The sequence below is a fragment of the Devosia nitrariae genome (assembly GCF_030160115.1).
Taxonomy (GTDB): Bacteria; Pseudomonadota; Alphaproteobacteria; order Rhizobiales; family Devosiaceae; genus Devosia; species Devosia nitrariae.
Genome location: NZ_BSNS01000024.1, coordinates 145,621 through 171,833, shown reverse-complemented (window position 1 = coordinate 171,833; position 26,213 = coordinate 145,621). Strand labels below are relative to the sequence as shown.

The following is a 26,213-nucleotide window of genomic DNA, read 5'->3' as shown; positions in this document are numbered from 1 at the left end:
ATACCTATTCGAGGTTCGTCTGGATCCAGCGAGGCGATAGGTGGATATCGAGCGTTTGGAGCCGTCCAGGACCGAGGTTGATGAACCGATGCGGCACGCCGGCCGGCCCCATCACCGTCTCTCCCGCCTCGGCATCGATCGTCTGGTCGCCAACGAAAAAGCGTGCGCGACCCTCCTGGACCACGAACACCTCGTCGTAGGGATGCACGTGCAGCATCGGGCCGACCCCCGGCTCATCGTTGCCATAGGTGAGCACCGTGATCTGGGTTGCCAGCGTTTCGCCGTTGATAAAGCCACGATTGGGACCGTCAACGGTGGCATCAAAGAGTCGCGCCTTGGCGGGCGGGCGACCGTCAGGGGTGACGGTCGCAGGATCGAAGTCGCGTCGTGTCATGTAGCCTCCTCCAGTGGAAGGCGGAGGATGATCGACACGGAGCCTCGAAGCAAGATGCCGAGGCTCAGGCAGTGATCTCGCCTGACAAAGACGGCAGCGTCTGCGTATGTCGCGTTTCCCCATGCAGCCATCGACGACAAGCGCAACGAACGACTAGAGTGAACCCTAGTCGGTCATTTCGGTTCATGCGCCGATCGCATATAACTGGACATAAGGAAGCAGCCGCGCTTCGAGCTCCTTGGCGGCGCGCAGGGCGCCCAGTGGGACCGCTCCGGATGGGCCAGAACCATTTTGCGGTCATCCCGAATACCACGCACTACGACATCATCAACACGACCGCGATCAGCGATCTCGCGATCCCGTTTCTCGACGGCTACGCGCAGTCCGCCGAGACGGCGCAGTAAAGGGAACTGCGGCAGGAATGACTGACTATCGCTTCGCTTCGTAAGCTTACATATTAAGGCGAGGGATCCAATCAATGGGCGCAAATGTGGAGACCGCCGTTTCGTTCTTGGCCACGCATGGTCGACTCGTTGACCGGCGGCGCCTGCAGTTCATCCGCGGTGAGGGCACGTCTGAGAGCGTGTGGGCTGCGCTACGGGCTTATCGGAACGTCGATGGCGGATACGGGTGGGGTCTGGAGCCAGACCTGCGCGCTCCGGAAAGCCAGCCAGTCGGAGCTATGCACGCGTTGGAGATTATGGCCGATCCGGGCATGACCAGCGCGTCCGAGGTGAACCACGTGCTGGAGCTGTGTGTGTGGCTGCAAAGCCATACCTTGCCGGACGGTGGACTCCCTTTCGCCCTTCCAGTGCTCGATCCCTCCGGCACAGCACCTTTTTGGGCGTCGGCGAATCCAGATATGTCGTCTCTGCAGATGACCGCACAGGTCGTAGCGCAGTTGCATCTCATCGGGCGCAACCACCCAACCGTTGCTAGCCACCCTTGGCTCGCTCGTGCGTCAAACTACTGTTTTGACGTCTTAGGCGCGGATACATTCGTTCCGAGCGCATACGAGCTTCTCTTCGCTCTCCGTATGCTCGATGCGGCAACCGGCCAAGATCCGCGGGCTGAAAATCTCATCGATCGACTGGCGCTGCATCTGCCACGCAACGGTATTGTGTCGGTCGATGGCGGCGCGGCTGGGGAGGCGCTCTACCTCCTCGACCTTTCACCAAGACCAGACAATACCTCCCGTCGGCTGTTCGACAAAGACGCCGTTGCGGCCGATCTTGCCCGCCTGACTTCGGAACAACGGCCGGATGGAGGCTGGTCGGTGAACATTGATGTGCATTCACCTGCGGCCGCCCTCGAATGGCGAAGCTACGCTACGGTGCAAGCTTTGACGATCCTGCAACTTCATGGCGTGTGAAGGGCGTCTCAGAGACGACGTTCTCGATCACGCCATACGGCTTTCCACCCCGCGTGAGGTTGGCACGACCACAAGCGAGCAGGCCGTTGCGAGCGTGTCATCGACCTCACCAATCAGAATAGCGCTTCCGGCATATGCGTGGAATTGTTCGAAGACGTCATGCGCCAGCGTCAGCTCTGGTTGCTCATCGTCCGATACCACCCCGTCATCGACAATGAATTGCGTAAACCGAACGGCGGCTTTCGGGCGTTTGTCAAAGTGCCCGGAACGACCGACATTAACGCAAAGCCGACGCAGGAGGTTCGCGACGCGTGTGGAGCAACGGTCATGGTATAGCGGGCACGGCAGGGCATTCAACTCAAGAACTCCGTCCGCGCCCGCTCGATGACCAGCGAGCGGATAGCGACGTTTGGGGGCTGACTCAAAATATAAAGGATCGCCTCCACCACGTTGCGATCGCTGAGCATATCGTCGGCACCACGCTCCGAGGACCAGGCTTCCTCAACCGGCGAGACATCCTCGATGATCCCGGGATAGACGGAGGTCACCCGCACGTTCGTACCGATCAGTTCCTCCGTCAGCGCCTGCACGAATCCGCTCTGACCGGCCTTGGCGGCAACGAACGCCACCGACGAGCCCCTCATGCGGGCATAGGGCAAGCCGCTCATCGAGACGACCGTGTGGATGTCGGCTTGCGGGCGGGCGCGCAGGACCGGCAACAGCCGCCGCGTCAATGCCATGGTGCCAGTCACCGTGGAATCGACCATGGCAGCGATCTGCTCGTCGGTCAGCGCCTCGAAGGCGCCGCCTGTCCACTGCGAGCCGGAGTTGACCAGGATATCGAGATCGCCATGTTCGGCTGCGATGCATCCGGCGACATCGGCGACCGACGCCGGATCGGCGAGATCGCATCGTAAGCAATCGGGCTGTTTGCCGGTTCGCTCAGCGATGGCGTCGGCAACTTCGCTGAGCCGCGCCCGGTTGCGGCCGAGCAGCAACGGCGTCATGCCCTGGTCCGCGGCAACGATCGCCAGCGCTGCGCCCAATCCCCGTGCCGCCCCGGTAATGGCGATCTTGCGTCCCGCTAGTCCCATTCAATTTCCCCCGACATGAAAAAGGCCGGGACAAGCCCGGCCTTGGTATTGGTGTAGACGGTCGATCAATCCTTTTCGACTGTCGCCTTCTTGGGCTTGCGCCGCGTTTTGGGTCCGGTCAACGCCTTGGGTTTGGCCGGGCGCGGCGGTGCCGCGACGAGCTCGAGTTTGGCCTCGGCGCCTTCGCCCACAACCGCCACCGTCACCGTGCCGCCATTGACCAGTTCGCCGAACAGCACCTGCTCGGCCAGCGGCTTCTTGACGTGCTCCTGGATGACGCGGGCCAGCGGACGGGCGCCCATGCGCTCGTCATAGCCCTTCTCGGCCAGCCAGTCGGCCGCCTCGGGTGTCAGGTTGATGGTGACGCCCCGCTCTGCGAGCTGACCCTCGAGCTGCAGCACGAACTTCTCGACCACGCGCCGCACGACTTCCGGCGGCAGTGGTGCGAACGAGATGATCGCGTCGAGCCGGTTGCGGAACTCGGGCGTGAACAGGCGGTTGATGGCTTCCTCGTCGTCGCCCTGCTCGCGCTTGCGCCCGAACCCGATCGGGCTCTTCTGCAGCTCCATAGCCCCCACATTGGAAGTCATGATGAGGATGACGTTGCGGAAATCGACCGACTTGCCGTTGTGGTCCGTGAGCTTGCCGTGGTCCATGACCTGCAACAGGATGTTGAACAGGTCTGGATGTGCCTTCTCGATCTCGTCGAGCAGCACCACGCAGTGCGGATGCTGATCGACCCCATCGGTCAGGAGGCCGCCCTGGTCGAACCCGACATAGCCCGGAGGTGCCCCGATCAGCCGGCTGACCGTGTGCCGCTCCATGTATTCCGACATGTCGAACCGCAAAAGCTCGACGCCGAGCGTATCGGCCAGTTGCCGGGCAACCTCGGTCTTGCCGACGCCCGTCGGACCGGTAAAGAGATAGGAACCGATCGGCTTTTCCGGCTCGCGCAAGCCCGCGCGGGCCAGCTTGATTGCCGAAGAGAGCGCCGTGATCGCCGCTTCCTGACCGAACACCACGGTCTTGAGATTATTCTCGAGACCCGACAGCAGCTCGGAATCCGACTTCGAGACCGACTTGGGCGGAATGCGCGCAATGCCGGCGACGGTTGCTTCGATATCCTCGACGTCGATGATCTTCTTGCGTTGGTCCTCAGTCACCAGCATCTGGCTTGCGCCGGTCTCGTCGATCACGTCGATCGCCTTGTCCGGGAGCTTGCGGTCGTTGATGTAGCGGGCCGAAAGCTCGACGGCGGCCTTCAGTGCGTCGTCGGTATATTTGAGCTTGTGGAACGCCTCGAAATAGGGCCGCAGACCCTTGACGATCTCGATGGCGTCCGGGATCGACGGCTCGTTGACATCGATCTTCTGGAAACGGCGCACCAGGGCCCGGTCCTTCTCGAAGAACTGCCGGTACTCCTTGTAAGTGGTCGAGCCGATGCAACGGATCGTTCCGGACGCCAACGCGGGCTTCAAGAGGTTGGAGGCATCCAACGCCCCGCCTGAGGTCGCGCCCGCACCGATCATGGTGTGGATCTCATCGATGAAGAGCACCGAGTTCGGCAGCTTCTCAAGCTCCTTCATCACCGCCTTCAAGCGCTCCTCGAAGTCGCCGCGGTAGCGGGTACCGGCCAGCAATGCGCCCATGTCGAGCGCATAGATGGTGGCTTCGCGCAAAACCTCGGGCACATCGCCTTCGACGATCTTGCGGGCCAGACCTTCGGCGATGGCCGTTTTGCCGACCCCCGCATCACCCACATAGATCGGATTATTCTTGGAGCGTCGGCAGAGTACCTGGATGGTACGGCGCAGCTCCGCATCGCGCCCGATCAGTGGATCGATCTTGCCGTCGCGCGCCTTGGCATTGAGGTCGGTGCAGAAATCGGCCAGCGCCGAACTCTTGCCGCCGCCTTCGCCGCGCGCGCTCTCGCCCGCACCGCCGCCTTCGCCTTCCTCGGCACCACGCACCCGCCGCGCTTCGGTGGGACCGGATTTGGTAATGCCATGCGAGATGAAATTGACCGCGTCGAGCCGGCTCATATCCTGCTGCTCGAGGAAATAGGCGGCATGACTCTCGCGCTCGGCAAAGATCGCAACCAGCACGTTGGCGCCCGTCACCTCCTCGCGTCCGGAGGATTGCACGTGGATGACGGCGCGCTGAATAACGCGCTGGAACGCAGCGGTCGGGCGCGCGTCCTGCCCGTTGGGCACAATGAGACTGTCGAGCTCCTCATTGATGAAATCCTCGAGGTCGCTCTTCAGCGCCTCGATGTCGACGTCGCAGCCATTCAGAACGGCGATCGTCTCGCGGTCGTCGGTCAGGGCGAGCAGCAGGTGTTCGAGGGTGGCGAACTCATGGTTGCGCTCCCGCGCCAGGTTCATCGCCTGGTGCAGAGCCTTTTCCAGTCCGCGGGAGAATGAGGGCATAGTGTATTCCTATTGCTTTTCCATCACGCATTGCAGCGGATGCTGGTTCTTGCGTGCTATGTCCATAACGCGCGTAACCTTGGTTTCAGCCACCTCGTATGGATAAATACCGCACTCCCCCACCCCCTTTTGGTGAACGTGCAGCATGATGCGCATCGCGTCTTCGCGCGACTTGTTGAAGACGTCCTGCAGGACCAACACGACGAACTCCATGGGCGTGTAGTCGTCGTTCAACAGCAGCACCCGATAGAGGTTCGGCCGCTTGGTCTTGGTACGCGTCTTGGTGGCCGTCCCGGTTTCCTGCCCGGGACGCCCGCTGTCGCCGCTCCCATCATCAGGGCCAGCGCGGAGGTACTCGTGCACCGGTGCAGGCGGCAGGCCCGCCGGTTCGGCAATTGCAGCGATGGCGTGGCGCGAGGTCGTCATGGCCGGACTATCGGATGGAGGAACGACGCAACTGGTGGACCCATTATGTAGGCAAAATCACCGCGCTGTTAAGGGGCAGCCTGTCCCATATTTGTGATGACGCCGGAGCACCGCTTTTCGCTCCAATTTCATTGACATTTTACCGAAAAGTAACAGGGCCGCACCTATGGTTACGCCTGTTGTGGGCGCAGTTGTGGCCGTGGGGGCTTGTCGCCGGCGCCACACATTTCGAGTTGTGTACGGACGCAGTCGTCGTCCGGGAGTAACGAGTTGGAGTACCGGGTGGCTTCCCAGGCGCAATCCCCTTTGCGTGCCCAGTTGGCGCGTGCACTTGCCGCTTTCTTCGTCTGTTTCGCAATCCTTTTGCCCTCGACGGCGCCCGCTTCGGCCATCGAGAACCTGCGCAAATATGCTGGTATCGTGGTCGACGCCAAATCTGGTCAGGTGCTCTACGAAGAAGGCGCCGACTCCAAGCGCTATCCGGCCTCCGTTGCCAAGGTGATGACCCTCTACGTCCTTTTTCAGGAGCTGGAGGCGGGCAATCTCAGCCTTTCGACCAAGATGACGGTGTCGCGCCACGCGGCGTCGGCCGTGCCCACCAAGCTCGGCCTGCGGGCCGGTGCCACCATCACCGTCGAAGACGCGATCAAGTCGCTGGTAACCCTTTCGGCAAACGACATGGCCCGGGTCATCGCCGAGCACATCTCGGGCACCGAATCCAAGTTCGCCGAGCGCATGACCGCCACGGCCCGTGCGCTCGGCATGCGCAACACCACCTATCGCAACGCCTCGGGGCTGCCCGATGGCGGCCAGATTACAACCGTGCGCGACCAGGCAATCCTCGGCATCGCTGTCTACCAGCACTTCCCGCGCTACTACGAGTACTTCCAGACCCGCAGCTTCCGCTACGGCGGCAAGACCTTCGGCAACCACAACCGGGTGCTGGGCTATATGAACGCCGTCGATGGCATCAAGACCGGCTACATCAACGCGGCCGGTTCCAATCTCCTGACCGCCGCGCGCAAGGACAACCGCCACATCGTCGTCGTCGCCTTCGGCTTCAACAGTGCAGCGTCCCGCGACCAGAAGGTGCGCGAGCTTGTCGCCAACTATCTCCCCAAGGGCCGCCGCGGCGACTATCTGCAGACCGCGATGATCCCGCTGCCTGGCCGCCAGGGCGGCGGTGCGACCATGGTGGCCCAGTCGGCAAAACCGGTCTATGTGACGCCCGCCCCACTGCCCGGCTTCCGCCTTGCCCAGCTCGTTGCCGCCAATGGCGCACAACCCGCACCGACGGTCGTGACGGCAGGCCTGGCGCCGGCGGCCGCTCCCGCGCCCGCCCCGATGCCCGCAGATCTCGCCCTCCAGCCTGCCGTACAGGCCGCCAACGTCCTGGCGGCTCCCACGCAGGCCCCTCAGCAGGCCTACCCGGCTGAGGATGTCATCGGCGCCTGGCTCAGCGAAACCTATTCGCTCGGCGCTCCACCTTCAGCGCTAGGTCAGACGGCTCCCTCCGCCCCGCTGGTGCCGCCGGTCGAGACTGGCGATGGTCAGCCCATCGACCTGATGACGAGCGGCAGCATCTCGGTCAGCGAGAACCAGCCAGCTGCCGGCGGCTGGGTGGTCCAGATCGGCGCAGCACCTTCCGAAGAGAGCGCCCGTGGCCTGCTGAACGACGCCACCGGCAAGCTCGGGGTCCTCACGGACTTCCGCCCCTATGTCGAACGCTTCGAAAAGAACGGCCAGATCTTCTACCGCGCCCGCTTTGCCGGCTTCGGCGACCGGGATGATGCCACGAACGTATGCAATCAACTCAAGCAACAAAATCTGAGCTGCCTCGCAATGCAGAGCTAGCCGCTACAGGGACCCGTCTCTTGGCACATGGTTTGGAGTAAGCCCGGATGACCGAACGTTCAGCCCTTTCCGAATTGGCCGCCTTCGTTGGCCGTTCGCCCCTGTCCTCGGCCAACGAGGCAGTCCGCCGCCGAGCCCTGGACGGGCTGGTGGCACGCCTTGCGCCCCAGACCCATCGCCGTACGGTCACTGAACTACTGGGCGCCGTTCTGGCGCTCTCGGCACGTACCCGCCGCGCAGCGCTGCCGCCGGCCGCCGTCGATCTCGATGTCTTCTCACCCGACGGCCGGCGGGCCGTGAACCTCGAGCTCGGCCGCCGGCGCTAAAGCACGATCCCGAAGACTCGCAGACGTTTCGGGATCATCGGTAGAGCCAATTGCTGAAATGCGCTCGGGCCGTCAGAACCTTGCTGTGCTTACTGCCCGGCGGCGGCGACCTCGATCTCCCGGCGCACGTGTGCCCGGGCGCCGATGGGAAGGTTGAGAGCTTGCACCAGTAATCGATATTCCTGGCGGGCGCTGACATGGGACATTGACGGCATCCCCCCGAGCATCGTCTCATCCAGGGGATCAAAGACCGTCAGGCCCGTGGGAAACAGGGAACGGAAGATCACCCGTTCGGCAATCCCGTCGGCCACTCGGCAGCCGAGCCGGCCCGCGATACGCTCGAGCATGGCCTGCACCTGGCGTGCATTGCGCGAGGAGAGCGTCGAGATGCGGTTACGCAGAAGCACCCAGTCGATCGTCTGACCATCCGCCGCCAACCGTTCGGACCGGGCCCGCTGCACCAGCCGCGCATAGTGGCTCGTCGGCCCCGGTTCGCCACTCGATGGATCGACATGGGCGATCACGTTGAGATCGATGAGGCTGTCGTTGACCGGAGTGACCAACGTGTCGGCCATGGAATGGGCAAGCCGCGAGAGGTTGGTATCGAAGCCTGGGGTGTCGATGATGAGGAAATCGGCATTGCGGTCGACCTCCGCCAGCGCCTGTCGGAACAGGTCGAACTCAAGCCTCTGTCGCTCGGCGGCAGAATCGCTGCGCACCAGAGGCAGATGGTAATGGGTCGTATGCGGCAGCTTTGTTTCCAGCCGCTGCATCCAGTTGCGCCGATTGCGCACATAGTGGGTAAAGGTCTGCTGGCGGCTGTCGACGTCGATACTGGCGACCCGGAAACCGGCGTAAAGCAGGTAGACTGCCAAGTGGAAGGCCGTGGTGGACTTGCCCGAACCACCCTTCTCGTTGCCCACGACTATGACATACGCTCCGGACCGCACCGTCGCCGACTCCTGGAATTTCGCTTCGCCGAATGTGGCGGTTCCCTCAGCCGATACAAGCGCGGATATGGTTAACAAAATCTGAATTCACGGGTTGACCGGGCAACCGGGACTCAAGGCGTCTCGTGCTTCTTGAGCAGCAGGTCGCGCGCCTCGTTGATCTTGGAGGCGAGATAACTCGAGCCGCCGTGGTCGGGGTGGACGCCCTTCATCAGTTCGCGATGGGCAGCCCGGATTTCTTCGGGCGTCGCACCGGGCTGGAGGCCCAGCACCTCGTAAGCCTCGGCCACCGGATCTCCCTGCGCTGGCGCACCGCCGGCCTCGGTGTGCGCCGTTTCCTCGAAATACTCCCGCCAGCCCGCCCGGTTGGCGTCCAGCCAGCTTTCGAGGAGACTGACGCTGTCGGGATCCCATGCGACCTCTTCGATCAGCGCCCGCGTCTCTATTTCGCCGAGATCGATAAGATCTGCGCCGGCGAACTGGCCAGCCACCGTACGTCCCTTGACCTCCCCCGTGTCGTGGTCGAGTTCCATGGCAAAGTAGCGGCTGCGCACCTTTGAGATGTTGTCCTGGCTGAGCGTCTCGCTTTCAAAGGAGAACGGGCCGATTCGGCCACGCACCAGGATCGTATAGGCGACAAAACCGAAGAACACGGCAATGTCGATGCGTCGCGCAATGAGCAGCAGCACGGCGATCAGCGCCGCCCCTCCACCAGTGATCCAGCGCAACAGGAACATCATCCGAGGGCGCCCCAATCCACGCAGTCCCTGCCATGCGGCCAGCACCGCAAGCAAAATGGCGCCACCGATGAAGAAATAGGTCATGTCAGCGCAACTGCTCGAGCAGCGCCCGCGCCGGTGCGCTCTTCTGCAGTCTCAAAAGCTCGCGCCCGCCGCTTGCATAGGCCGCCACAGCTTTGAGCAGCTCGGCAAGTTCACGCGGCGCCGAGGAATCGAAGCGCGCATAGGCGCCTTTGGTCAGCCGCGCGAATTCGCGGAACGCGGCCTCCACCCGGCTGTCACGTCCCTCCTGGAAGACGAACATCGGGCAGCCGAGAAGCCCGAGTTGCCCGGCCTTTTCGGCCAAGGCATCGACATTCTCCTCGATCGCATCGCCGACATAGACGACCGCGTTGATCCGCTCCATTGCATGCTCGGCCCGGGCATGAGCGAAAACCTTGGAAATCTGGGTGTTGCCGCCTCGACATTCGAGGCCAGACATCAGCTTGGCCAGCGCCGACGCATCGACCACCCATTTGGAGGCGCGGCATTCCCCGAATCCGCGAAAGTAGAGAAGCTGCACGGAGAGCTTGCCCTTCGGAATTGCCTCGAACATCTCGGCCTGGAGCTGACAGGCGAGGTCCCAGGTCGGTTGCCGGCTCATGGTGGCATCGAGGGCGAACAGCAGCCGGCCGCGGCCAGCTCCTGCCGGCCGCGCCATGGCGCCGACCTGCTTGACGAACGCGGCAACGTCCGAGCTTGCCGACTCCCCCTCCCGGTTCGTCACGGAACCGGGGCGATCGCGACGCTCGAGATTACGATCCTTGTCTCCCATAGATCGAATATGGAACCGCACCGGGACCGCCGCAAGGCCGCGCCGGAAGGTGTGTTGCCGACGAAGGTTTGTTTCGCCGACAGGACACCCTCCAAAAGGTGACCGAACTTGGCTAAGAAACCAACGACTTCTGTCGACGGCTCATGAGGTGCTGAATGCCTTCCACCGACACTGCTCTGGCGTCAGCGGTTCACGATCCCGACGGAAACCTCGTTGCAGCGGTCGAACGCCTGTCGACACCGCTCACCGACATGTTTTCCCGCATCGCCCTCAACGTCTCGGACGCCTCGGCGCCCGCTCTCGTAGAAGCCGTTCGCTCGTTGCGCGGCGCAAAGGTCGTCGTTCATCCTGCCAACGAAGCAACCATCGGCAAAGCTCGCCGGGACGCGGTCCGGCTCGCGCTGGACTGCCCGACTATCCTTTTAAGCGACCTCGACCATCTGCTGCGCTGGATAGAGCATGGCGGCACCAACCTCGCAAATGTCCTGCAGGACCGTCCCGATCTCGACTTTCTCGTAGTTGGCCGCTCTGCACGGGCCCTCTCGGCCGGGCCTCGTCGTCTGCAGGAGACGGAACGACTGGTCAACCACATCTACACGCTCATGACCGGTAAGAGCTGGGACCTGATGTTCGCGGTCCGGCGCATGTCGAGCCGCGCTGCAGCCACGATCGTCACGCAGAGCACGGTCGACACGCTCGCCAACGACGTGGAATGGCCGCTGCTGGCAAGGCAAGCCGGCCTGAGCGTCGGCTATGCCGAATCCGACGCCCTTTTCTATCGGGCCATCGAGGAGTTCGGAGCGCCGGCCGATACCGGCGACGATGATCCGCTGCAATGGATCAGGCGCCTGGAGTTCGCTGGCTTGATGGCAAGCGCGGTGCGGCCGTTCCTGAAAGAGGGTCGTTACAGCAGCCCCAGCCGCGCCAATTCCCTGGCGATAACCTCCGAGCCGGCGTCGTCGTTCGCGCCGAGGTCTGGCGGCGCGTCCTGCGGCCGCAGATAGCGCCAGCCCTGGAAAGGACGCTTGGGATAGGGAACGGTGCGGACGAGCTCAGGTGACATGATGATGTCGCAATAGGTTTTGCCTTCTTCGTCCGCATAGGGCGCGAGCCGAAGGATCGGCTGACGGCAGCCGATAACGCCGGAGATGACCCAGTAGATCGATGCCTTGCCCTCCATCTCTGCGGCGCGCTTGGGCATCATGCGTGTGCGGTGCACATGCACATCCTCGCCATAGTCGGCGTCCCACCAATGGGCGCGCTCGTCACGGTAGCTTTCCAGCTCCTCTATGCTGGAGACCCCGACGCAGAGCTTCACCATATGGATCATGCCAGCGTCCCCCGCGCGATCCGGCCCTGGATCACATCGATCTCGTCGTCGTCAACGATCCACGGCTCCTTGAGCGCCAGGCTCAACCACTGCTGGAAAGCGGGCAGACCGTAGATCGCTTCGACATAGGCCGCCGCCCCGTCCGAGACCGGCAGGTCATAGACACGCAGCCGCGTCGCGACCGGCGCGAACATGGCATCGGCCGCCGTAAACGCACCGAAGAGGAATGGTCCGCCGGAGGCCAAAAGCAGATCGCCCCAAAGCGTTTCAATCCGGTGCAGGTCGCTCGCGACCGCATCGAGCGCAACCTTGCCCGGGTGGCTGGCGCGCAGGTTCATTGGCGCCTGCGACCTCAGCGCCGCAAATCCGGCATGCATTTCGGCAGAAGCCGCGCGGGCCAGAGCCCGTTGGCGCATGTCGGACGGCCAGATGGCTTTGTCGGGAAATTTGTCCGCCAGGTATTCGATGATGGCGATCGTTTCGGGCACCATCAGGTCGCGGTCGACGAGCACCGGCACCCGGCCTGTCGGTGAACGCGCCGCGATCGTCTTACGCCAGCCCTCTCCCGAGAGCATCAGCACTTCGTCCTCGAACGCGATGTCGAAATGCGCCAGCACCAGCCAGGGACGCATCGACCAGCTCGAATAGTTGCGGTTGGCGATGATGAGCTTCATATGGCCTCCAAGAAGAAGGGGCGCCCTGTGGCACGGGGCGCCCCTTCTGAACTTTCAAGATCAGCGGTCGATCGGCCGTTAGACGCCGGCAACCACGGAAAACACGAGCCCCATAGACACCAGACAAACGAATGTCCAGGTGGCGGCCCGCCACCATGTCTTCGGTTGACTTCGCATGCAAATGCTCCTTGTCAGCCGCTTCACACCGGCGCCGCATCCATCGTGTGGACGATGTCACATGCCGGTCAGAAATCGTTAACCGCGCCGAATTGGCTTTGCAAGCGGCCAAAAAGACACACTCGTTACTGGCACAACCTGTGGAAAAGCGGCGGCATGAGGAACGTAAAGCGAGGCAAAAACATATTCTCATTCAATAGGTTGACCGCACCGCCTCCCTGCTCAGAACAGCCCGAACCAGAGCCCCGCCAGCGCCAGAAATGCAAAGAACCCGACGACGTCGGTCACGGTGGTAACGAAGACCGCCGAGGCGACGGCAGGGTCGGCCTTGAGTTTGTGGAGGGTGAGCGGAATGAGGATACCGGCCGTCCCCGCCACGATCATGTTGATGGTCATGGCCATGCCGATAACGATGCCCAGGTCGATATTGCCAAACCGCAGGGCCGTCACCACGCCGACCAGCACGGCAAAGATCACGCCGTTGAGGAACCCGACAACCATCTCGCGGGTGACGAGCCGGCGCCTGCGGCGCCCCTCGAGCTCGCGCATGGCGAGTGCGCGCACGGTCACGGTCATGGTCTGCGTACCGGCATTACCACCCATTGACGCAACGATCGGCATCAGCACGGCGAGGGCCACCATCTGCTCGATGGTGGCGTTGAACAGGCCAATGACGAGGGAAACGAGCACCGCCGTGATCAAGTTGACCACCAGCCACGGTACGCGGCTCTTGACCGTATCGAAGGTCGAGTCGGACACCTCCTCGTCGCCGACGCCCGCCATCAGGCGGATGTCCTCATCCGCCTCCTCATGGATGACGTCGACAATGTCGTCCACCGTCAGCACGCCGACGAGCCGCTTGTTTTCGTCGACGACGCCAACCTCGACGAGGTCGTAGCGCTCAAAGTCGCGGGCGGCCTCCTCCTGGTCCTCCATGGCATCGACCAGCACGACGTTGGTGTTCATGATCGCTTCGATCTTGACCGGTCGCCGCGTGCGCAACAGCTTGTCGAGCGGCACGATGCCGAGAACGTGGTAGGAAGCGTCCACCACATAGATCTGATAGAATTCGTCGGGCAGGTCCTTTTCAGCCCGCAGATAGTCGATCGTCTGCCCGACCGTCCAGAACGGCGGGATGGCGATGAACTCGGTCTGCATCCGCCTGCCAGCGGACTCCTCGGGAAAATCGAGGCTGCGCTTGAGGCTGAGTCGCTCGAAGGGCGGCAGTTGCGCGAGGATGGCGTCCCGATCCTCTTCCTCGAGGTCCTCGAGGAGATATACGGCATCGTCGCTGTCGAGGTTTGCAACGCCCCTGGCGATCTCGGCATTGGGCAGCAGTTCCATGAGCCCGAGGCGTACGGATTCGTCCACCTCGGTCAGCGCCGAATAGTCGAACGCATCTCCGAGGGCGAGGACCAGCGCCAGTCGTTCGGGATTGTCGAGGGCCTCGAGCACGTCGCCGGTATCGGCTGCATGCAGCGGCGTCATCATATCGGCGACATCGCCCGTCTCGCCGGCAGCCAAATGCGCGCGAAGGCGTTCAATCCAAAGCGGATTGATCCGATCCTCGGCATCGCGGAACGCATCAGGATCGATCCCGGAAGGCTCGACCGGGCTGTCGGTGTGATCGTCGCTCATTGGGGGCCCTCATGTGACCGCAGGTTCGGGGCTGACAAAGCTGTAGCCAATCGCTGCCGGCCGCGCCAGACTCCCGATTGCAAGTCAGCTCGGATTTCCACGCCGTTGGGAGGCGGCAAATGCAAATGAAACCGGCAGAACGTGGATCGAACCTCGACACGGTCTTTGAGCGGGTCGTCCGACTGGCGCGGGAGCGCGGCCTGCCGGAAGTCACACGCTCGACGAGCTATGGGACGCCAAGCCTCAAGGTCAAGGACAAATCATTCGTGCGCCTCAAGGATGCCGACACGCTGGTGCTGCTCTGCCCATTGGAACAAAAGGCACTCCTGATGGAGATGTCGCCGCACATCTACTTCGAGACCGACCACTATGTTGCCTGGCCGGCCGTGCTGGTGCGCCTCTCGGCGATCGACGACGAGGAGTTGTCGCTGCGCCTCGAAAATTCCTGGCGCTTCAAGGCACCGGCGAAAGTCGCCGCTCAGAAGCCCCTGCAGGTGCCGTTAACGGAAGATTGACCAGTGGCCCCAACTTTGCCTGATTGAACGACAAGGCTGGTGCGGTTTTGGGGGACCTTCAACACACCACAGGTGACGTCCAAATGTCCTTTAAGCTCTTCGCCCCTCTCGCAGCCCTGCTTTTCATGGCGCTCGCGGCCTGCGGCGACGCCCCTCCGGGTGATGCCGGCGCTCCGCCTGCCGACGCGCCGCCCGCCGATACGGCCCCCCCGCCCGCGCAATAGGGCCGGAAACAGGAAAGCCGCCCAACCGGGCGGCTTTTTCATGTTCACCTTGAGGGTGACCCTGGTGCGGTCGAGAAGACTCGAACTTCCACGCCTTGCGGCACAGCGACCTCAACGCTGCGCGTCTACCAATTCCGCCACGACCGCACATCGGGGGATGCCCGCCCTGCGGCGAAGCGAGCCAGCATGTAGCAAATCGGTTCCGTGACCTCAAGCGCTATATATGATTTTTCCGAAGCGCTTGCAGAACGTGCGTCCGCCTTCGCTTTTTGGCCCAACTTTGTGCTTGAAATTCAGAAGGTTGACAGGAAAGCCTGGAGCAACGCGCCGAAGGGTTACCCGCGCTTCAGAACCTTTTGGGTGACGAGCACCCGCAACTGTCCGTCATCGACGCTGATGTCGCCCTCGGCGATGAGCGTCGAGTTGGCGTAGATGCGCATGGGATCGTGCTCAGTGGTATCGAGTTCGATCACGGCGCCGCGCCCCATGCGCAGGAGATGGTGGATCGGCATGGTGGTTGCGCCGAGTTCGACCGTGATATCGACTTCAATAGTGTCGAGAGAACTCATAAATAAGCACCAGTAGCAGGGGCCGGCACTGTGCCGCCGGCCGAGAATCCGATGGAGCCAGCATTGGTCAGTTTGGTTAGCGAAGCATTAACGCCGGAACCGCAAGCGTGCTCGGTGCAGGGTAAGCTCGCACGCCCGGATGCGCGCCCAGTTGAATGGCTCATCTCGGACAATCCTGTCGATTACCGCCAAGCGCTCGAGGCGATGCGTGAACGTGCGGCCGCCATTGCCGCGGGCGAGGCGCCGGAAGCCATCTGGCTGCTGGAGCACCCTCCCCTCTATACCGCCGGTACCTCCGCACGCCCCGAAGACCTCGTCTCTGCCCGTTTCCCCGTGTATGAGGCCGGCCGCGGCGGCCAGTATACCTATCACGGCCCCGGCCAGCGTGTGGCCTATGTCATGCTCGACCTGCGCCAGCGGGGCCGGGACATCCGCTGCCTGGTCGAGGGTCTGGAGGCCTGGGTGATCGACACCCTGGCCGCCTTCAACGTGCTTGGCGAGCGGCGTCCGGGGCGCGTCGGCGTGTGGGTCGGGCGCCCCGACAAGGGGCAAGGCCGTGAGGACAAGATCGCCGCCATCGGCGTCAGGGTCTCCAAATGGGTGACCTTCCACGGCATCTCCCTCAATGTCGCACCTGACCTTGCCCACTATGACGGTATCGTGCCCTGCGGCATCTCCGATCAGGGCGTTACGAGCCTTGAAGACCTTGGACACATCGTGTCGCTGGCAGAGGTCGACATTGTCATGAAGCAGGCATTCGAGCGCAATTTCGGGCCGACCGGTGCCACGCGGACCCAAGGCCTTGCCAGTGCTGGATGACTTCCCCAGTCTGGGGTTAAGCTCGAATCGTCACGCCCAAGGAGGCTGAAATGACACTCGATGACCTCAAACGCCTCTTCAGCCGGCAGACACTTTTCCGGCTCGACGCGGTCCTCGCACCCAGGCTCGCCTCCATCATTTATGCCGTGGGGCTGGCGGGCGTGCTGCTCTGGGCGGTCAGGCATCTCGTTACCACCTTCGCCGTGGGCTTCACCAACGGCCTCTGGGGCCTCATCGAGATCGCGGTCTTCGGTCTGCTGATGGTGCTGGTCCTGCGCGTCTTCTGCGAGGCGCTGCTGGTCTATTTCAAAACGCATGAAACCGAGGGCGAAGCGGTCAACCGCAGCCGCTATTCGGCTTCCCTGCTCGACGAGGTCCGCGAGGCCATCCGGGATCTGGCCGAGGAGGACGAGACCGACTTCGCCGAGGCCGACGAATATATCACCCCGGCCACGGAACCACCGCCGCGGGCGCCCGAGCCGCCCGCCACCATGCCGCCCGACAGCTCCACCGCCCGGCCTGCTCCGCCTGAGACCGAGAAGCCCGCCCCCAAGCGCGCTGTGCGGCGTACGGCCAAGCGCACGCCCAAGCCCAAGCCCCCGCCGACATAAAAAGGCCGCCGCGACGGTTCGCGGCGGCCCGGCGTCACCCGTGCAATCCGCTACTGCTTATTGACGCTCCAGGCGCCAGGACCGGCGAACACGAGATAGAGGAAGACAAAGCAGTAGAGAACTGCTGCTTCGCCCATATTGACGAGGGGGAAGACGCTTTGCGGCGCGTGAAACATCCAGTAAGCAACGGCCATCTCGCCCGCGAGGATGAAAGCTACCGGACGCGTGAAGAAGCCGACCAGTACCAGCAGGCCCCCGACCAGTTCGAGGACGCCGGCGACGACGAACAGCGGATCTAGAGGTGCCGGGAACTCGGCGGGAAAGCCGAAGAACTTCTGCGTACCGTGCTCGATGAAGAGCAGGGCGGTGATGATACGCAGCACGGCGAGGGCCTGCGGCGCATAAGCGGAGAGACGATCGAACATCTGTTATCCTTTTGGCTGTTGGTCCTGCCATGCGGCGCGGAATGTGCACCTAACCCATCGACGGCATGACGAACTACCCGGGCAAAGCGCACGCACTGTTCGAGAATTTGGCCATAACTGTTTGTGATCAGCAACCACTGCAACCCAGCATTCCCGCTGCCGGGATGGCTTTTGGTTGCATTTTGCGCCGTTTGCAGTATGAAACGCGCTTGTTTTACCCAGAGCTCGAATTGGCCCGAGACAATGCGTGCCGCGAGCCATGAGATATCCATGAGCCAAGCCCTGAAGTCCGGCCAAGCGCCTAAGATAGGCCTTGTTAGCCTCGGCTGCCCGAAAGCCCTCGTCGACAGCGAGCGCATCATGACGACCTTGCGCGCTCAAGGCTATGCCTTCTCGCGCGACTACGAGGGCGCGGACCTCGTGCTGGTCAATACCTGCGGCTTCCTCGACAGCGCCAAGGCGGAAAGCCTGGAGGCCATCGGCGAAGCCTTGAACGAGAACGGCCGCGTCATTGTTACCGGCTGCTTCGGCGTCGAGGAGAACCTGATCCGCAAGACGCATCCGAACGTGCTGGCCGTCACCGGCCCGCACCAGTATGAGGCCGTGGTCGGCGCCGTACACGACCACCTGCCGCCCGTGCCCAACAGGTTTGTGGACCTCGTGCCCGAGCAGGGCTTGAAGCTCACCCCGCGTCACTACGCGTATCTCAAGATTTCCGAAGGCTGCAACAACCGCTGCTCGTTCTGCATCATCCCGCAGATCAGGGGCGACCTCGTGTCCCGTCCCGCGGCCGGCGTGCTCTCCGAGGCTGAAGGCCTCATCCGCTCCGGCGTCAAGGAGTTGCTGGTCATCTCGCAAGATACCAGCGCCTATGGCGTCGATATCAAATATGCCGAAACGAAATATCGCGGCCGACCGGTGAAGGCCAGGTTCTATGATCTTGCCAAGGAACTGGGCGAGCTAGGCGCCTGGGTGCGCCTGCACTACGTCTACCCCTACCCGCATGTCGATCAGGTCATCGAGCTGATGGCCGAGGGCAAGGTGCTCCCCTATCTCGACATTCCCTTCCAGCACGCTTCGCCCAGCGTCCTCAAGGCCATGCGCCGCCCGGCCAACCAGGAAAAGACGCTCGATCGCATTAAGAAATGGCGCGAGATCTGCCCGGATCTCACCATCCGCTCGAACTTCATCGTCGGCTTCCCCGGTGAGACCGAGGAGGATTTCGAGTTCCTCCTCGACTGGCTCGAGGAAGCCCAGATCGACCGCGCCGGGTGCTTCGAGTACGAGCCGGTAACGGGTGCGCCCGCCAATGATCTCGCCGGCGTCATTCCCGACGAGGTCAAGCGCGAGCGCTTCGAGCGGCTGATGGAGGTCGCCCAGGACGTTTCGACCCACCAGCTCGCCAAGAAGGTCGGCCGCACCATCGAGGTGCTCGTCGACGACGTCCGCCCTGAGGAGAACCGCGCCCTCGCCCGCTCCAAATGGGATGCGCCCGACATCGACGGCCAGGTGATCGTCGAGAATGCCGCCGGCATCAAGCCCGGCGACCTGGTGACGGTCACCGTCACCGGCAGCGACGAATACGACCTCTTCGCCGAACCCGTCCGCAACGCGAACTGACCATCGGCACCAGTCGGAGTTGAAGCCCTCGTCCACCCGGACGGGGGCCTTGTCGTTTGGCGCACGATTTCCGTCGACTGTCGAATACCGGCGCTGCGCTTCGTCCTCGACGCGGATCCGCGCACTTCATCGTCTTGTCTCGCGGGCGCCCCACGACGTAAGTAAAGAGGACTTACAGAACGCTTTGGGGGACAGCCATGCCAACGAGACTTTCGCACATCTCCAAGCTGCCCGTCGTCTCCGGCGCCGGCTACAAGATCGAGCGGGAGCGCTTCAGCGGCAGACATGAGCAGAGGCTTGCCAAGGGTCTCGGCATAACGCAGTTCGGTGTGAATGTGCTGACGCTCGACCCCGGCGCATGGTCGGCGCTGCGTCACTGGCACCAAGCCGAAGACGAGTTCGTCTACATGCTCGATGGCGTTCTGACCCTCGTCGACGACAACGGCGATCATCAACTGACCGCGGGCGCGATCGTCGGCTTCCCCGCCGGTGAACCCAACGGTCATCACCTCCAGAATCGATCGCAGGCTCCCGCGAGCTATCTCGTCGTCGGTTCCCGCCTTCCCGGCAAAGAAACCATCTACTATCCCGACAACGATCTCGGGCCCGTACGCAAGTAGCCTCATCTGGACCAGTGCGCATCGCACTGATAGACCGGCAACCGGAGCCGGTACCGCCATGCACACCGCCTATACCCTTACCCTGCCCGACAGATCCGAGCTTGCGCTTGGCTCGACGGCGCGCATCATGGGCATCCTCAACGTCACGCCCGACAGCTTTTCGGATGGCGGCCGGTTCGACCGCGTCGATGAGGCCCTCGCCCATGTCCGCCAGATGCTCGCCGAAGGCGCAGACATCATCGACGTTGGCGGCGAGAGTACCCGGCCGGGATCGCAGGAGATCGGGGTGCAGGACGAGCTCGACCGGGTGATCCCGGTGCTGGAGGTGATCCAGGCCGACCGCGTCGGCGCGCCGCTCTCCATCGACACCTACAAGGCCCTCGTCGCCGATCAGGCCCTGCAATCGGGCGCCGCGATCGTCAACGACGTCTATGGCTTGCAGCGCGAGCCCGAAATGGCTGACGTCGCCGTCCTCCATGGCGCGCCGGTCATCGCCATGCACTGGGACAAGGCGCGCGACCTGCAGAAACCGTTCTTGGACGAGATGCGCCGCTGGTTCGACCGCACGGTCGAGATTGCCGAGCGTGCCGGGCTTGCCCGTGGCCAGCTCGTCATCGATCCCGGCTTCGGCTTTGGCAAATCGTTCGCCGAAAACTACCTCCTGCTGCGCGACCTGCCGAAAGCCTATCCCGGCTATCCGATCCTCGTTGGCACCTCGCGCAAGTCGATGATCGGCAAGTTACTCGGCAACACGGCTGAGGAGCGCCTGCCCGGCACCATCGCCACCAACGTCATCGCCTACGGCCTCGGAGCCCACATCTTCCGGGTCCATGACGTCGGGGCCAACAGGGACGCCCTTAGGGTTGCGCAGGCGACACTCTACGGCCCGGACTCCGAGCCTTATGCGCTCTGACGGAATCAGAGCGCCGGCTCTAGTTGTTTTTTGTCGCAACGTTTTTGCGAAAAGCCGGACCCCATCCCGGATCAGGTCCGGGACAGGCTCTTTTCGCACGTTGCTCTAGAACCAGGGACTGCACCATGACCGACCGCTTCACCGGTGACCGTATCATTCTCGAGGACCTGGGCTTTTACGGCTATCACGGCGTCCTACCCGAGGAGCGTACGCTCGGCCAGCGCTTCTTCGTCGACCTCGTCTGCGGCATCGACCTGTCGCCTGCGGGCTCGACCGACGAACTTGGCAAGACCGCCTCCTACGCCGAAATCTACAATGTGACCAAAGCCGCCTTCGAGGAAAGCCCGTTGAACCTCATCGAAGCGGTAGCCCAGCGCATCGCCGACCGCCTGTTCGCCGCCTTCCCGGATATCGGCTGGATCAAGGTGCGCGTCCGCAAGCCCGAGGCGCCCATTTCCATGGTGCGCGGCAATGCGGCAATCGAGCTCCACCGCCTTCGGGAGAATGGATGATGCCAAAGGCGTGGCTCTCACTGGGCGCTAACATCGGATATCCCAAGGCGCAGCTCGCCGAGGCCGTGCAGCGGCTTGACACCCATCCCGAGGTCACCGTGACCAGTCGCTCGAGCGTCATCATCACCAGGCCCTGGGGCAAGACCGACCAGCCCGATTTCGCCAACATGGCCGTGGCCGTCGAAACCAGCCTCAAGCCCGAGCCGCTGCTCGATGCGTGCCTTGCCGTCGAACGCGACATGGGCCGCGAGCGCATCGAGGTCTGGGGACCACGCCTCATCGACATCGACATCATCGCCTACGACAGGCTCGAGATCACGACCGAGCGGCTGACGGTGCCGCATCCATATGCCCACGAGCGCGACTTCGTGCTCGTTCCGCTGCGCGAAATCGATCCGGCAACGGCCGAATGGGTGATGGAGCGGGCTAAAGCGGGGTCGTGAACCAGGCGGCGGCCAGCGAGAGCTTGTGGTCGCGCAGGAACACCATTTTGGCGTGATCCTTGTAGCCGGAAACGACGACGATCTGCTGGAAACCCAGGTCTTTGAACCGCGAGCGCGCCTCGGCGAGGAGGCCCGCGCCGGCCGTCGCCCAGAGCTCGGGGGAGCGCACGTAGTAGTCGTCGATCGCCGCCGTTGGCCCCGCATCATAGACCGGCGGCGTCGGCATCTCCCGCCCAAACAGAAATCCGACGATCTCGTCATCTGCGGCCGCGACGAGGCAGACCGTGCGTTCGGCGCCGAGCAAGGTCTTGAGATAGTCCGCGCTTGCTTGAGCGATGCCCTGCCGGCGTTTCCAGAAGACCGGCTCATAGCGCGCATAATCGTCTCGCCGCGCTTCGAGAATCTTGACGACCCCCTTCAGGTCGTCGGCCTCGCACTCGCGGACCGCAATGCTCATCGCCCCCGTTCCTCCCCAAGAAACTCGAGGACGGCGACCGCCGCGTCGAACTCAGCTTTGCGCTTGGTCCGCCGCAGCGCCGCTTCCTCGTCCATGCCCCAGAGTCTGGCCTGGTGGTCCTCATCCACATGGGCGCGCACCCACACGTCCTCCGGCTCGAGGAGCTGGTGCCGCAGACTGAGTGCAAGGATACCGGAGCCGGTGAGATTGGTGATGGAGACGAGCGCCGTCATCGTCAGGAGCCCCTCTGCCGCCAACATCTCGCCGAGACGCGAGAGCGTCGCTTCCGGCTGCGGCTGATGCAGGATGCCGATGGTCGGCTGGAAGCTGACACCGAAATGCCGCGCAGCACGCACCAGCGCATCATCCCACAGCCGCTCCTGCTCGGCGACCAGCTCTCTGGGGCTGTCAGCCCGATAGAGCAGCAGATCACTGGCGGCGTACTTCACCACTTCCTCGCGGAAAGCCGGCAAGGTCTCGCTGCCGCTTTCCAGCGCCGAGTTGACAAGGCGCACGACCGGCATCGTCTCGGCATCGATCCGCTCGCCCTGCCCCGCCCATTCGGCCGCCATGGCTTCGGCAAGGTCAACGACCGGCACCGCCACCGGCGTCTTGTTGCCTGGTGTGCGGGTCGGTCGCCCGTCGAGCGTCACCGTGTAGCCGCCCTCGACTGCCGCAACGCCCGTCTCCTTGTAGAAGCGCTTGGGCAGCTCGCGCTTGATCAGCCGCTGTGCGCGGCCATAGCCGTCGTCGCGATGGTTGAGGGCGTCTTCGACGAAGTCACGCATGGCTGTTCCTTAGTGCACGGCGCATCGCGTTCTAATCCATCAGCCGCCGGATGACCGGCGCCAGATCGCTGAAATGATCGATCATCGCGTCGGCGCCCGCAGCGACCAGATCGGCAGGATCGTGATAGCCCCAGGTGACGCCGATGGTAGCGACCCCGGCCGCTCGGCCGAGTTCGATGTCGAACACCGTATCTCCCACCATCACCGTTTCGGACGTCGCCGCGCCGGTTTCGTCCATCGCCCGCAGCAGCATGCCCGGATGCGGCTTCGATGGATTGTGGTCTGGCGTCTGCAGAGTGGTGAAGTGATCGCCGAGGCTATGCAGTTCCAGTATCCGGCTTACACCCGCGAGGCCCTTGCCGGTCGCGATCCCCAGCACATAGTCCGGCTCGGCGCGCAGTGCATCGAGCGAAGTTCTCGCACCCGGAAACAAGCCTTCGCGGTCACTCCCACCCACGAGCGAAGCACGATAGTGCTCCTTGTAGTCCTCGACTAACCGGTTGATCAGGCTATCGTCCTGGCTGCCGGCAAGTCTCTCGATGGCGACCGGCAGAGACAGGCCGATGATGCGCCGAACTTCCTCCGGTGTCGGTGCCGGCAAGTCGGCGCCGCGGAACGCAGTCGCCATGTGCTCACAAATGAGGCTCTGCGTGTCGATCAGCGTGCCGTCCATGTCGAACATGACGAGCATCAGGCTGCATCCTCCGGATCGACCGCCTGCACATCGTATCGGCTGGCGTCGAACCCCAGGGCATCGAAGCTTTGTTGCATGTGTGGCGGGAGCGGGGCCGAGACGTCGAGACGCTTGCCCGAGCGCAGCGGCAGCGCGATGCGGCGCGCGTGCAGATGCAGCCCTTCACCCAGCCCCTCGGCCGGTTGGTAGTTTTCGATATTGAAATAGCGCGGATCGTCGAGGATGGGGTTGCCGAGCTGGGCCATGTGCACGCGCAACTGGTGCGTGCGCCCGGTCACCGGCTTCAGCGTCACCCAGGCAAAGCGCCGGCTGGCCGTGTCGGTGATCGAATAATAGGTCATCGAGTGCTGGGCACCGGGGGTGCCGTGCGGCACGACGACCATCTGCTCGCCATCGGTGGTCGCGCGCTTGGCCAGCCAGCAGGAGATCTCGCCCTGTCGGGGGCTGGGATTGCCCGCCACCACCGCCCAATAGATCTTGCGCGCCGAACGCGAGCGGAACACCGTGCCGAAATGGCTGGCCGCTGCATGCGTCTTGGCAACGACAAGACACCCGGACGTATCCCGGTCGAGCCGGTGGACAAGCCGAGGCGGCTCTCCCTTCTTGTTGGGCAGGCTCTTGAGCATACCGTCGACATGGCGCTTGGTGCCGCTGCCGCCCTGGACGGCGAGCCCATAGGGCTTGTTGAAGACGTAGATCTCATCATCCTCGTAAAGAATGAGCGAGCGCAGGAAATCGGCATCTTCGTCGCTGACGCGCATCGGCCGGACGACATCGGGATCGTCGATGGGCGGAACGCGCACCACCTGGCCAGCCGAGAGCCGCGTGCTCGTCTGCACCCGGCCCTTGTCGACGCGCACCTCGCCGTTGCGGATGAGCTTCTGCAGCCGCCCGAATCCCAGCTGCGGAAAATTGCGGGCGAACCAGCGGTCGAGCCGCATTCCGTCCTCGTCGGCTACCACCTCGCGCTGCTGTACGCGGCTCATGCGTGAAATCCTCGTGTCATCAGCAGCCCGCAATACAGCCCCGCAAGGCAAAGAACAACCGACAGCAGGATATAGAGCCCGGCCTGGCTCCATGCGCCCCGCTCGATGAGCGTGATCGTGTCGAGCGAGAAGGCGGAGAACGTGGTGAAGCCTCCGAGAACGCCGACGGCAACGAACAGCCGCGCCTCGGCAGCCCATGCCGGCAGAGTACGCGCCAGCCAGCCGATCAGCAGTCCCATCGCCAGCGAGCCGAGGATGTTGACGATGAGCGTTGCAAGCGGAAACTGGGACGGCCAAAGCCGTCCGACGATCGAGGACACGCCAAAGCGCATCATGGCCCCCAGCGCGCCACCGGCGCCGACCAGCAAGAATGCCTGCATCTAGTCCTCTTCGCCCCCACGCTTGGCCACTCTCAGCCGGGTGAAATAGTCGAGCCGCTTTTTCAATTCGCGCTCGAACCCCCGCTCCACCGGCCGGTAGAACTCCTGCCGGCCGATCTTTTCCGGGAAGTATTCCTGTCCCGAAAACCCCTCCGGCGTGTCGTGGTCGTAGATGTAGCCCTCGCCATAGCCGCTCGTTTTCATGAGCTTGGTGGGCGCGTTGAGGATGACCATGGGCGGCGTCGGCGAACCGCCCGCCTTGGCGATGCTCGTTGCCTCTTTGAAACCGGTGTAGACGGCATTGGATTTGGGCGCGAGCGCCAGATAGACGACGACCTGCGCCAGCGCCAGTTCGCCTTCGGGCGAGCCCAGCATCTGATAGGCGTCGCGCCCAGCCACCGCTTGCGGCAGCGCCTGCGGGTCGGCAAGGCCGATGTCCTCAACGGCCATCCGAATGAGCCGCCGCGCCAGGAACAGCGGGTCTTCGCCGGCATCGAGCATGCGGGCGAAGTAGTAGAGGGCGGCGTCGGGGTCCGAACCGCGCACGGTCTTGTGCAGCGCTGAGATCAGGTTGTAGTGCCCGTCCTGGGCCTTGTCGTAGATCGGCGCGCGTCGCTGCACCACCGAAAGCAGAGTCTCGACGTCCATCACCTCGTCCGTCCGAGCTGACGCAAGAACCTCTTCGACCAGCCCGAGCATCGCCCGACCGTCGCCGTCGGCGAGGGTGAGCATGGTGCGCCGGGACTCGACGTCGAGTGGCAGGGCCTCCCCGGTCAGCGCCTCGGCACGCTCGGCCAGCTTTTCAAGATCCTCGAGCGAGAGCGGCTCGAATCGCAGCACCTGGGATCGCGAGAGCAGCGCGGCGTTGAGTTCGAACGACGGATTCTCGGTCGTTGCGCCGACCAGGACGATGGTGCCATCCTCCATGACCGGCAGGAACCCATCCTGCTGGGCGCGGTTGAAGCGATGGATCTCATCGACGAAAAGCAGCGTGCGCTGGCCGTTCATCCGATCGAACCGCGCTTTCTCGAACGCCTTCTTGAGGTCCGCAACCCCCGAAAACACGGCCGATATCTGCTCGAACTTGTAGCCGGTCTCGTTGGCCAGCAGCCGCGCCACCGTCGTCTTGCCGGTACCCGGCGGCCCCCATAGGATTAGCGAGCCAAGCCGCCCGGAGGCGATCATGCGCCTCAAGGTTCCTTCCGGGCCGAGGAGATGCGCCTGCCCGATGACCTCGTCGAGCGACTTCGGACGCAACTGGTCGGCGAGCGGCCGGCCCTGCTGAACCGAGGGCGCGCTGGGCTCGTCGTCGTTATCGGTGGCAAATAGATCCGACATCTGAATTGGGCGCCGCCTCGGCAAACTGGACTACAACCGGAAGTACCCCCCTCCGGACCTGTCCCGCAAGGGGTATCCCCC

Annotated in this window: 32 protein-coding genes and 1 tRNA gene; 13 read left to right on the top strand and 20 right to left on the bottom strand. The window is 63.5% G+C overall.

The features are described 5' to 3' along the window. Window positions 1–4: 4 nt before the first annotated feature. The gene (locus QQK18_RS23765) at window positions 5–394 is read right to left on the bottom strand and encodes a cupin domain-containing protein (protein ID WP_284342885.1); all 390 of its coding nucleotides are present in this window, start codon (window positions 392–394) and stop codon (window positions 5–7) included. Between the two features lie 275 nt (window positions 395–669). Between QQK18_RS23765 and QQK18_RS23760 the strand changes: the two genes are divergently transcribed. Next, window positions 670–798, top strand: coding sequence for a hypothetical protein (locus tag QQK18_RS23760; RefSeq protein WP_284342884.1), 129 nt, complete (start codon window positions 670–672; stop codon window positions 796–798). 296 nt (window positions 799–1,094) lie between these two features. Beyond that, window positions 1,095–1,766, top strand: coding sequence for a hypothetical protein (locus tag QQK18_RS23755; protein ID WP_284342883.1), 672 nt, complete (start codon window positions 1,095–1,097; stop codon window positions 1,764–1,766). A 27-nt stretch (window positions 1,767–1,793) separates the two neighbouring features. On the opposite strand, the gene QQK18_RS23750 is transcribed toward QQK18_RS23755, so the two are convergent. From QQK18_RS23750 to clpS, 4 genes are all read right to left on the bottom strand, one after another. Then, window positions 1,794–2,123, bottom strand: a complete 330-nt coding sequence (locus tag QQK18_RS23750; protein ID WP_284342882.1) for a hypothetical protein — start codon at window positions 2,121–2,123, stop codon at window positions 1,794–1,796. Then, window positions 2,120–2,860, bottom strand: coding sequence for an SDR family oxidoreductase (locus tag QQK18_RS23745; protein ID WP_284342881.1), 741 nt, complete (start codon window positions 2,858–2,860; stop codon window positions 2,120–2,122). Before QQK18_RS23745 ends, QQK18_RS23750 begins: the two co-directional genes overlap by 4 nt. Before the next feature lie 65 nt (window positions 2,861–2,925). Continuing rightward, entirely contained in the window at window positions 2,926–5,289 is a 2,364-nt protein-coding gene (gene clpA / locus QQK18_RS23740; protein WP_284342880.1) for an ATP-dependent Clp protease ATP-binding subunit ClpA, read from the bottom strand. A gap of 9 nt (window positions 5,290–5,298) precedes the next feature. Continuing rightward, entirely contained in the window at window positions 5,299–5,715 is a 417-nt protein-coding gene (gene clpS, locus QQK18_RS23735) for an ATP-dependent Clp protease adapter ClpS (protein WP_284342879.1), read from the bottom strand. A 282-nt stretch (window positions 5,716–5,997) separates the two neighbouring features. On the opposite strand from clpS, the gene QQK18_RS23730 reads away from it, so the two are divergent. Beyond that, a complete protein-coding gene (locus tag QQK18_RS23730; protein WP_284342878.1) occupies window positions 5,998–7,569 on the top strand; it encodes a serine hydrolase in 1,572 nt (523 codons plus the stop codon). Window positions 7,570–7,616: 47 nt separating this feature from the next. Beyond that, window positions 7,617–7,895: a hypothetical protein gene (locus QQK18_RS23725; protein WP_284342877.1), complete on the top strand. Its 279-nt coding sequence runs from the start codon at window positions 7,617–7,619 to the stop codon at window positions 7,893–7,895. A gap of 89 nt (window positions 7,896–7,984) precedes the next feature. Here the strand turns inward: QQK18_RS23725 and QQK18_RS23720 are convergent, their stop codons facing one another. The 3 genes from QQK18_RS23720 to QQK18_RS23710 all read right to left on the bottom strand — a co-directional run bounded on the left by QQK18_RS23720 (window position 7,985) and on the right by QQK18_RS23710 (window position 10,399). After that, window positions 7,985–8,845: a division plane positioning ATPase MipZ gene (locus QQK18_RS23720; RefSeq protein ID WP_284342876.1), complete on the bottom strand. Its 861-nt coding sequence runs from the start codon at window positions 8,843–8,845 to the stop codon at window positions 7,985–7,987. 113 nt (window positions 8,846–8,958) lie between these two features. Next, window positions 8,959–9,669, bottom strand: coding sequence for a DnaJ domain-containing protein (locus tag QQK18_RS23715; RefSeq protein WP_284342875.1), 711 nt, complete (start codon window positions 9,667–9,669; stop codon window positions 8,959–8,961). A gap of 1 nt (window position 9,670) precedes the next feature. After that, the gene (locus QQK18_RS23710; protein ID WP_379995346.1) at window positions 9,671–10,399 is read right to left on the bottom strand and encodes a VWA domain-containing protein; all 729 of its coding nucleotides are present in this window, start codon (window positions 10,397–10,399) and stop codon (window positions 9,671–9,673) included. Between the two features lie 155 nt (window positions 10,400–10,554). Here QQK18_RS23710 and QQK18_RS23705 point away from each other — a divergent pair, with 155 nt between their 5' ends. Beyond that, window positions 10,555–11,403, top strand: a complete 849-nt coding sequence (locus tag QQK18_RS23705) for a hypothetical protein (protein WP_284342873.1) — start codon at window positions 10,555–10,557, stop codon at window positions 11,401–11,403. Here the strand turns inward: QQK18_RS23705 and QQK18_RS23700 are convergent. The 3 genes from QQK18_RS23700 to mgtE form a co-directional block, all read right to left on the bottom strand. Next, on the bottom strand, window positions 11,304–11,729 hold the full coding sequence (locus QQK18_RS23700) for a DUF1489 family protein (RefSeq protein WP_284342872.1): 426 nt from the start codon (window positions 11,727–11,729) through the stop codon (window positions 11,304–11,306). The genes QQK18_RS23705 and QQK18_RS23700 overlap by 100 nt on opposite strands. Further along, window positions 11,726–12,403, bottom strand: coding sequence for a glutathione S-transferase family protein (locus tag QQK18_RS23695; protein WP_284342871.1), 678 nt, complete (start codon window positions 12,401–12,403; stop codon window positions 11,726–11,728). Before QQK18_RS23695 ends, QQK18_RS23700 begins: the two co-directional genes overlap by 4 nt. 399 nt (window positions 12,404–12,802) lie before the next feature. Beyond that, the gene (gene mgtE / locus QQK18_RS23690) at window positions 12,803–14,218 is read right to left on the bottom strand and encodes a magnesium transporter (RefSeq protein ID WP_284342870.1); all 1,416 of its coding nucleotides are present in this window, start codon (window positions 14,216–14,218) and stop codon (window positions 12,803–12,805) included. Between the two features lie 119 nt (window positions 14,219–14,337). Between mgtE and QQK18_RS23685 the strand changes: the two genes are divergently transcribed. After that, window positions 14,338–14,733: an MmcQ/YjbR family DNA-binding protein gene (locus tag QQK18_RS23685; protein ID WP_284342869.1), complete on the top strand. Its 396-nt coding sequence runs from the start codon at window positions 14,338–14,340 to the stop codon at window positions 14,731–14,733. Between the two features lie 286 nt (window positions 14,734–15,019). On the opposite strand, the gene QQK18_RS23680 is transcribed toward QQK18_RS23685, so the two are convergent. Beyond that, a tRNA-Leu gene (locus tag QQK18_RS23680) sits at window positions 15,020–15,104 on the bottom strand. 188 nt (window positions 15,105–15,292) lie between these two features. Further along, complete coding sequence (locus tag QQK18_RS23675; RefSeq protein ID WP_284342868.1) at window positions 15,293–15,526, bottom strand: FliM/FliN family flagellar motor switch protein; 234 nt, start codon at window positions 15,524–15,526, stop codon at window positions 15,293–15,295. Between the two features lie 72 nt (window positions 15,527–15,598). On the opposite strand from QQK18_RS23675, the gene lipB reads away from it, so the two are divergent. Beyond that, window positions 15,599–16,345 carry a lipoyl(octanoyl) transferase LipB gene (lipB, locus tag QQK18_RS23670; RefSeq protein ID WP_379995349.1) on the top strand — a complete coding sequence of 249 codons (747 nt, stop codon included), beginning with the start codon at window positions 15,599–15,601 and terminating at the stop codon, window positions 16,343–16,345. Between the two features lie 50 nt (window positions 16,346–16,395). Next, the gene (locus QQK18_RS23665; RefSeq protein WP_284342867.1) at window positions 16,396–16,956 is read left to right on the top strand and encodes a DUF4282 domain-containing protein; all 561 of its coding nucleotides are present in this window, start codon (window positions 16,396–16,398) and stop codon (window positions 16,954–16,956) included. Between the two features lie 50 nt (window positions 16,957–17,006). On the opposite strand, the gene QQK18_RS23660 is transcribed toward QQK18_RS23665, so the two are convergent. Beyond that, the gene (locus QQK18_RS23660) at window positions 17,007–17,381 is read right to left on the bottom strand and encodes a DoxX family protein (RefSeq protein WP_284342866.1); all 375 of its coding nucleotides are present in this window, start codon (window positions 17,379–17,381) and stop codon (window positions 17,007–17,009) included. A gap of 270 nt (window positions 17,382–17,651) precedes the next feature. On the opposite strand from QQK18_RS23660, the gene rimO reads away from it, so the two are divergent. The 5 genes from rimO (at window position 17,652) to folK (ending at window position 21,489) form a co-directional block, all read left to right on the top strand. Next, on the top strand, window positions 17,652–19,001 hold the full coding sequence (rimO, locus tag QQK18_RS23655) for a 30S ribosomal protein S12 methylthiotransferase RimO (RefSeq protein ID WP_284342865.1): 1,350 nt from the start codon (window positions 17,652–17,654) through the stop codon (window positions 18,999–19,001). 197 nt (window positions 19,002–19,198) lie between these two features. Next, the gene (locus QQK18_RS23650; RefSeq protein ID WP_284342864.1) at window positions 19,199–19,621 is read left to right on the top strand and encodes a cupin domain-containing protein; all 423 of its coding nucleotides are present in this window, start codon (window positions 19,199–19,201) and stop codon (window positions 19,619–19,621) included. A 58-nt stretch (window positions 19,622–19,679) separates the two neighbouring features. Beyond that, entirely contained in the window at window positions 19,680–20,534 is an 855-nt protein-coding gene (gene folP / locus QQK18_RS23645; protein ID WP_284342863.1) for a dihydropteroate synthase, read from the top strand. Window positions 20,535–20,659: 125 nt separating this feature from the next. After that, the gene (gene folB, locus QQK18_RS23640) at window positions 20,660–21,046 is read left to right on the top strand and encodes a dihydroneopterin aldolase (protein WP_284342862.1); all 387 of its coding nucleotides are present in this window, start codon (window positions 20,660–20,662) and stop codon (window positions 21,044–21,046) included. Continuing rightward, window positions 21,046–21,489, top strand: a complete 444-nt coding sequence (gene folK / locus QQK18_RS23635; protein WP_284342861.1) for a 2-amino-4-hydroxy-6-hydroxymethyldihydropteridine diphosphokinase — start codon at window positions 21,046–21,048, stop codon at window positions 21,487–21,489. The genes folB and folK overlap by 1 nt, the downstream gene beginning before the upstream one ends. Here folK and QQK18_RS23630 read toward each other — a convergent pair. Genes QQK18_RS23630 through QQK18_RS23605 form a run of 6 tightly spaced genes read right to left on the bottom strand, consistent with a single transcriptional unit; the run spans window position 21,473 to window position 26,132 of the window. Further along, window positions 21,473–21,946, bottom strand: a complete 474-nt coding sequence (locus QQK18_RS23630) for a GNAT family N-acetyltransferase (RefSeq protein WP_284342860.1) — start codon at window positions 21,944–21,946, stop codon at window positions 21,473–21,475. The genes folK and QQK18_RS23630 overlap by 17 nt on opposite strands. After that, a complete protein-coding gene (locus QQK18_RS23625; RefSeq protein WP_284342859.1) occupies window positions 21,943–22,734 on the bottom strand; it encodes an ATP12 family chaperone protein in 792 nt (263 codons plus the stop codon). The genes QQK18_RS23630 and QQK18_RS23625 overlap by 4 nt, the downstream gene beginning before the upstream one ends. Window positions 22,735–22,765: 31 nt before the next feature. Beyond that, window positions 22,766–23,425: an HAD-IA family hydrolase gene (locus tag QQK18_RS23620; protein WP_284342858.1), complete on the bottom strand. Its 660-nt coding sequence runs from the start codon at window positions 23,423–23,425 to the stop codon at window positions 22,766–22,768. After that, window positions 23,425–24,414 (bottom strand): RluA family pseudouridine synthase, encoded by a 990-nt coding sequence (locus QQK18_RS23615; protein ID WP_284342857.1) that lies wholly within the window; start codon window positions 24,412–24,414, stop codon window positions 23,425–23,427. The genes QQK18_RS23620 and QQK18_RS23615 overlap by 1 nt, the downstream gene beginning before the upstream one ends. Then, window positions 24,411–24,794, bottom strand: coding sequence for a fluoride efflux transporter CrcB (crcB, locus tag QQK18_RS23610; protein ID WP_284342856.1), 384 nt, complete (start codon window positions 24,792–24,794; stop codon window positions 24,411–24,413). Before crcB ends, QQK18_RS23615 begins: the two co-directional genes overlap by 4 nt. After that, a complete protein-coding gene (locus tag QQK18_RS23605) occupies window positions 24,795–26,132 on the bottom strand; it encodes a replication-associated recombination protein A (RefSeq protein ID WP_284342855.1) in 1,338 nt (445 codons plus the stop codon). Window positions 26,133–26,213: the final 81 nt, after the last annotated feature.

Coding starts and splice junctions, on each gene's coding strand:
- QQK18_RS23760 (WP_284342884.1), top strand. CDS start 670: ATGGGCCAGAACCATTTTGCGGTCATCCCGAATACCACGCACTACGAC.
- folP (WP_284342863.1), top strand. CDS start 19,680: ATGCACACCGCCTATACCCTTACCCTGCCCGACAGATCCGAGCTTGCG.
- QQK18_RS23625 (WP_284342859.1), bottom strand. CDS start 22,734: ATGCGTGACTTCGTCGAAGACGCCCTCAACCATCGCGACGACGGCTAT.
- QQK18_RS23765 (WP_284342885.1), bottom strand. CDS start 394: ATGACACGACGCGACTTCGATCCTGCGACCGTCACCCCTGACGGTCGC.
- QQK18_RS23710 (WP_379995346.1), bottom strand. CDS start 10,399: ATGGGAGACAAGGATCGTAATCTCGAGCGTCGCGATCGCCCCGGTTCC.
- crcB (WP_284342856.1), bottom strand. CDS start 24,794: ATGCAGGCATTCTTGCTGGTCGGCGCCGGTGGCGCGCTGGGGGCCATG.
- clpS (WP_284342879.1), bottom strand. CDS start 5,715: ATGACGACCTCGCGCCACGCCATCGCTGCAATTGCCGAACCGGCGGGC.
- QQK18_RS23605 (WP_284342855.1), bottom strand. CDS start 26,132: ATGTCGGATCTATTTGCCACCGATAACGACGACGAGCCCAGCGCGCCC.
- QQK18_RS23705 (WP_284342873.1), top strand. CDS start 10,555: ATGCCTTCCACCGACACTGCTCTGGCGTCAGCGGTTCACGATCCCGAC.
- rimO (WP_284342865.1), top strand. CDS start 17,652: ATGAGCCAAGCCCTGAAGTCCGGCCAAGCGCCTAAGATAGGCCTTGTT.
- QQK18_RS23650 (WP_284342864.1), top strand. CDS start 19,199: ATGCCAACGAGACTTTCGCACATCTCCAAGCTGCCCGTCGTCTCCGGC.
- clpA (WP_284342880.1), bottom strand. CDS start 5,289: ATGCCCTCATTCTCCCGCGGACTGGAAAAGGCTCTGCACCAGGCGATG.
- QQK18_RS23630 (WP_284342860.1), bottom strand. CDS start 21,946: ATGAGCATTGCGGTCCGCGAGTGCGAGGCCGACGACCTGAAGGGGGTC.
- QQK18_RS23700 (WP_284342872.1), bottom strand. CDS start 11,729: ATGATCCATATGGTGAAGCTCTGCGTCGGGGTCTCCAGCATAGAGGAG.
- QQK18_RS23685 (WP_284342869.1), top strand. CDS start 14,338: ATGCAAATGAAACCGGCAGAACGTGGATCGAACCTCGACACGGTCTTT.
- mgtE (WP_284342870.1), bottom strand. CDS start 14,218: ATGAGCGACGATCACACCGACAGCCCGGTCGAGCCTTCCGGGATCGAT.
- QQK18_RS23665 (WP_284342867.1), top strand. CDS start 16,396: ATGACACTCGATGACCTCAAACGCCTCTTCAGCCGGCAGACACTTTTC.
- QQK18_RS23725 (WP_284342877.1), top strand. CDS start 7,617: ATGACCGAACGTTCAGCCCTTTCCGAATTGGCCGCCTTCGTTGGCCGT.
- QQK18_RS23675 (WP_284342868.1), bottom strand. CDS start 15,526: ATGAGTTCTCTCGACACTATTGAAGTCGATATCACGGTCGAACTCGGC.
- QQK18_RS23695 (WP_284342871.1), bottom strand. CDS start 12,403: ATGAAGCTCATCATCGCCAACCGCAACTATTCGAGCTGGTCGATGCGT.
- folK (WP_284342861.1), top strand. CDS start 21,046: ATGCCAAAGGCGTGGCTCTCACTGGGCGCTAACATCGGATATCCCAAG.
- QQK18_RS23615 (WP_284342857.1), bottom strand. CDS start 24,414: ATGAGCCGCGTACAGCAGCGCGAGGTGGTAGCCGACGAGGACGGAATG.
- folB (WP_284342862.1), top strand. CDS start 20,660: ATGACCGACCGCTTCACCGGTGACCGTATCATTCTCGAGGACCTGGGC.
- QQK18_RS23745 (WP_284342881.1), bottom strand. CDS start 2,860: ATGGGACTAGCGGGACGCAAGATCGCCATTACCGGGGCGGCACGGGGA.
- QQK18_RS23660 (WP_284342866.1), bottom strand. CDS start 17,381: ATGTTCGATCGTCTCTCCGCTTATGCGCCGCAGGCCCTCGCCGTGCTG.
- QQK18_RS23755 (WP_284342883.1), top strand. CDS start 1,095: ATGGCCGATCCGGGCATGACCAGCGCGTCCGAGGTGAACCACGTGCTG.
- QQK18_RS23715 (WP_284342875.1), bottom strand. CDS start 9,669: ATGACCTATTTCTTCATCGGTGGCGCCATTTTGCTTGCGGTGCTGGCC.
- QQK18_RS23620 (WP_284342858.1), bottom strand. CDS start 23,425: ATGCTCGTCATGTTCGACATGGACGGCACGCTGATCGACACGCAGAGC.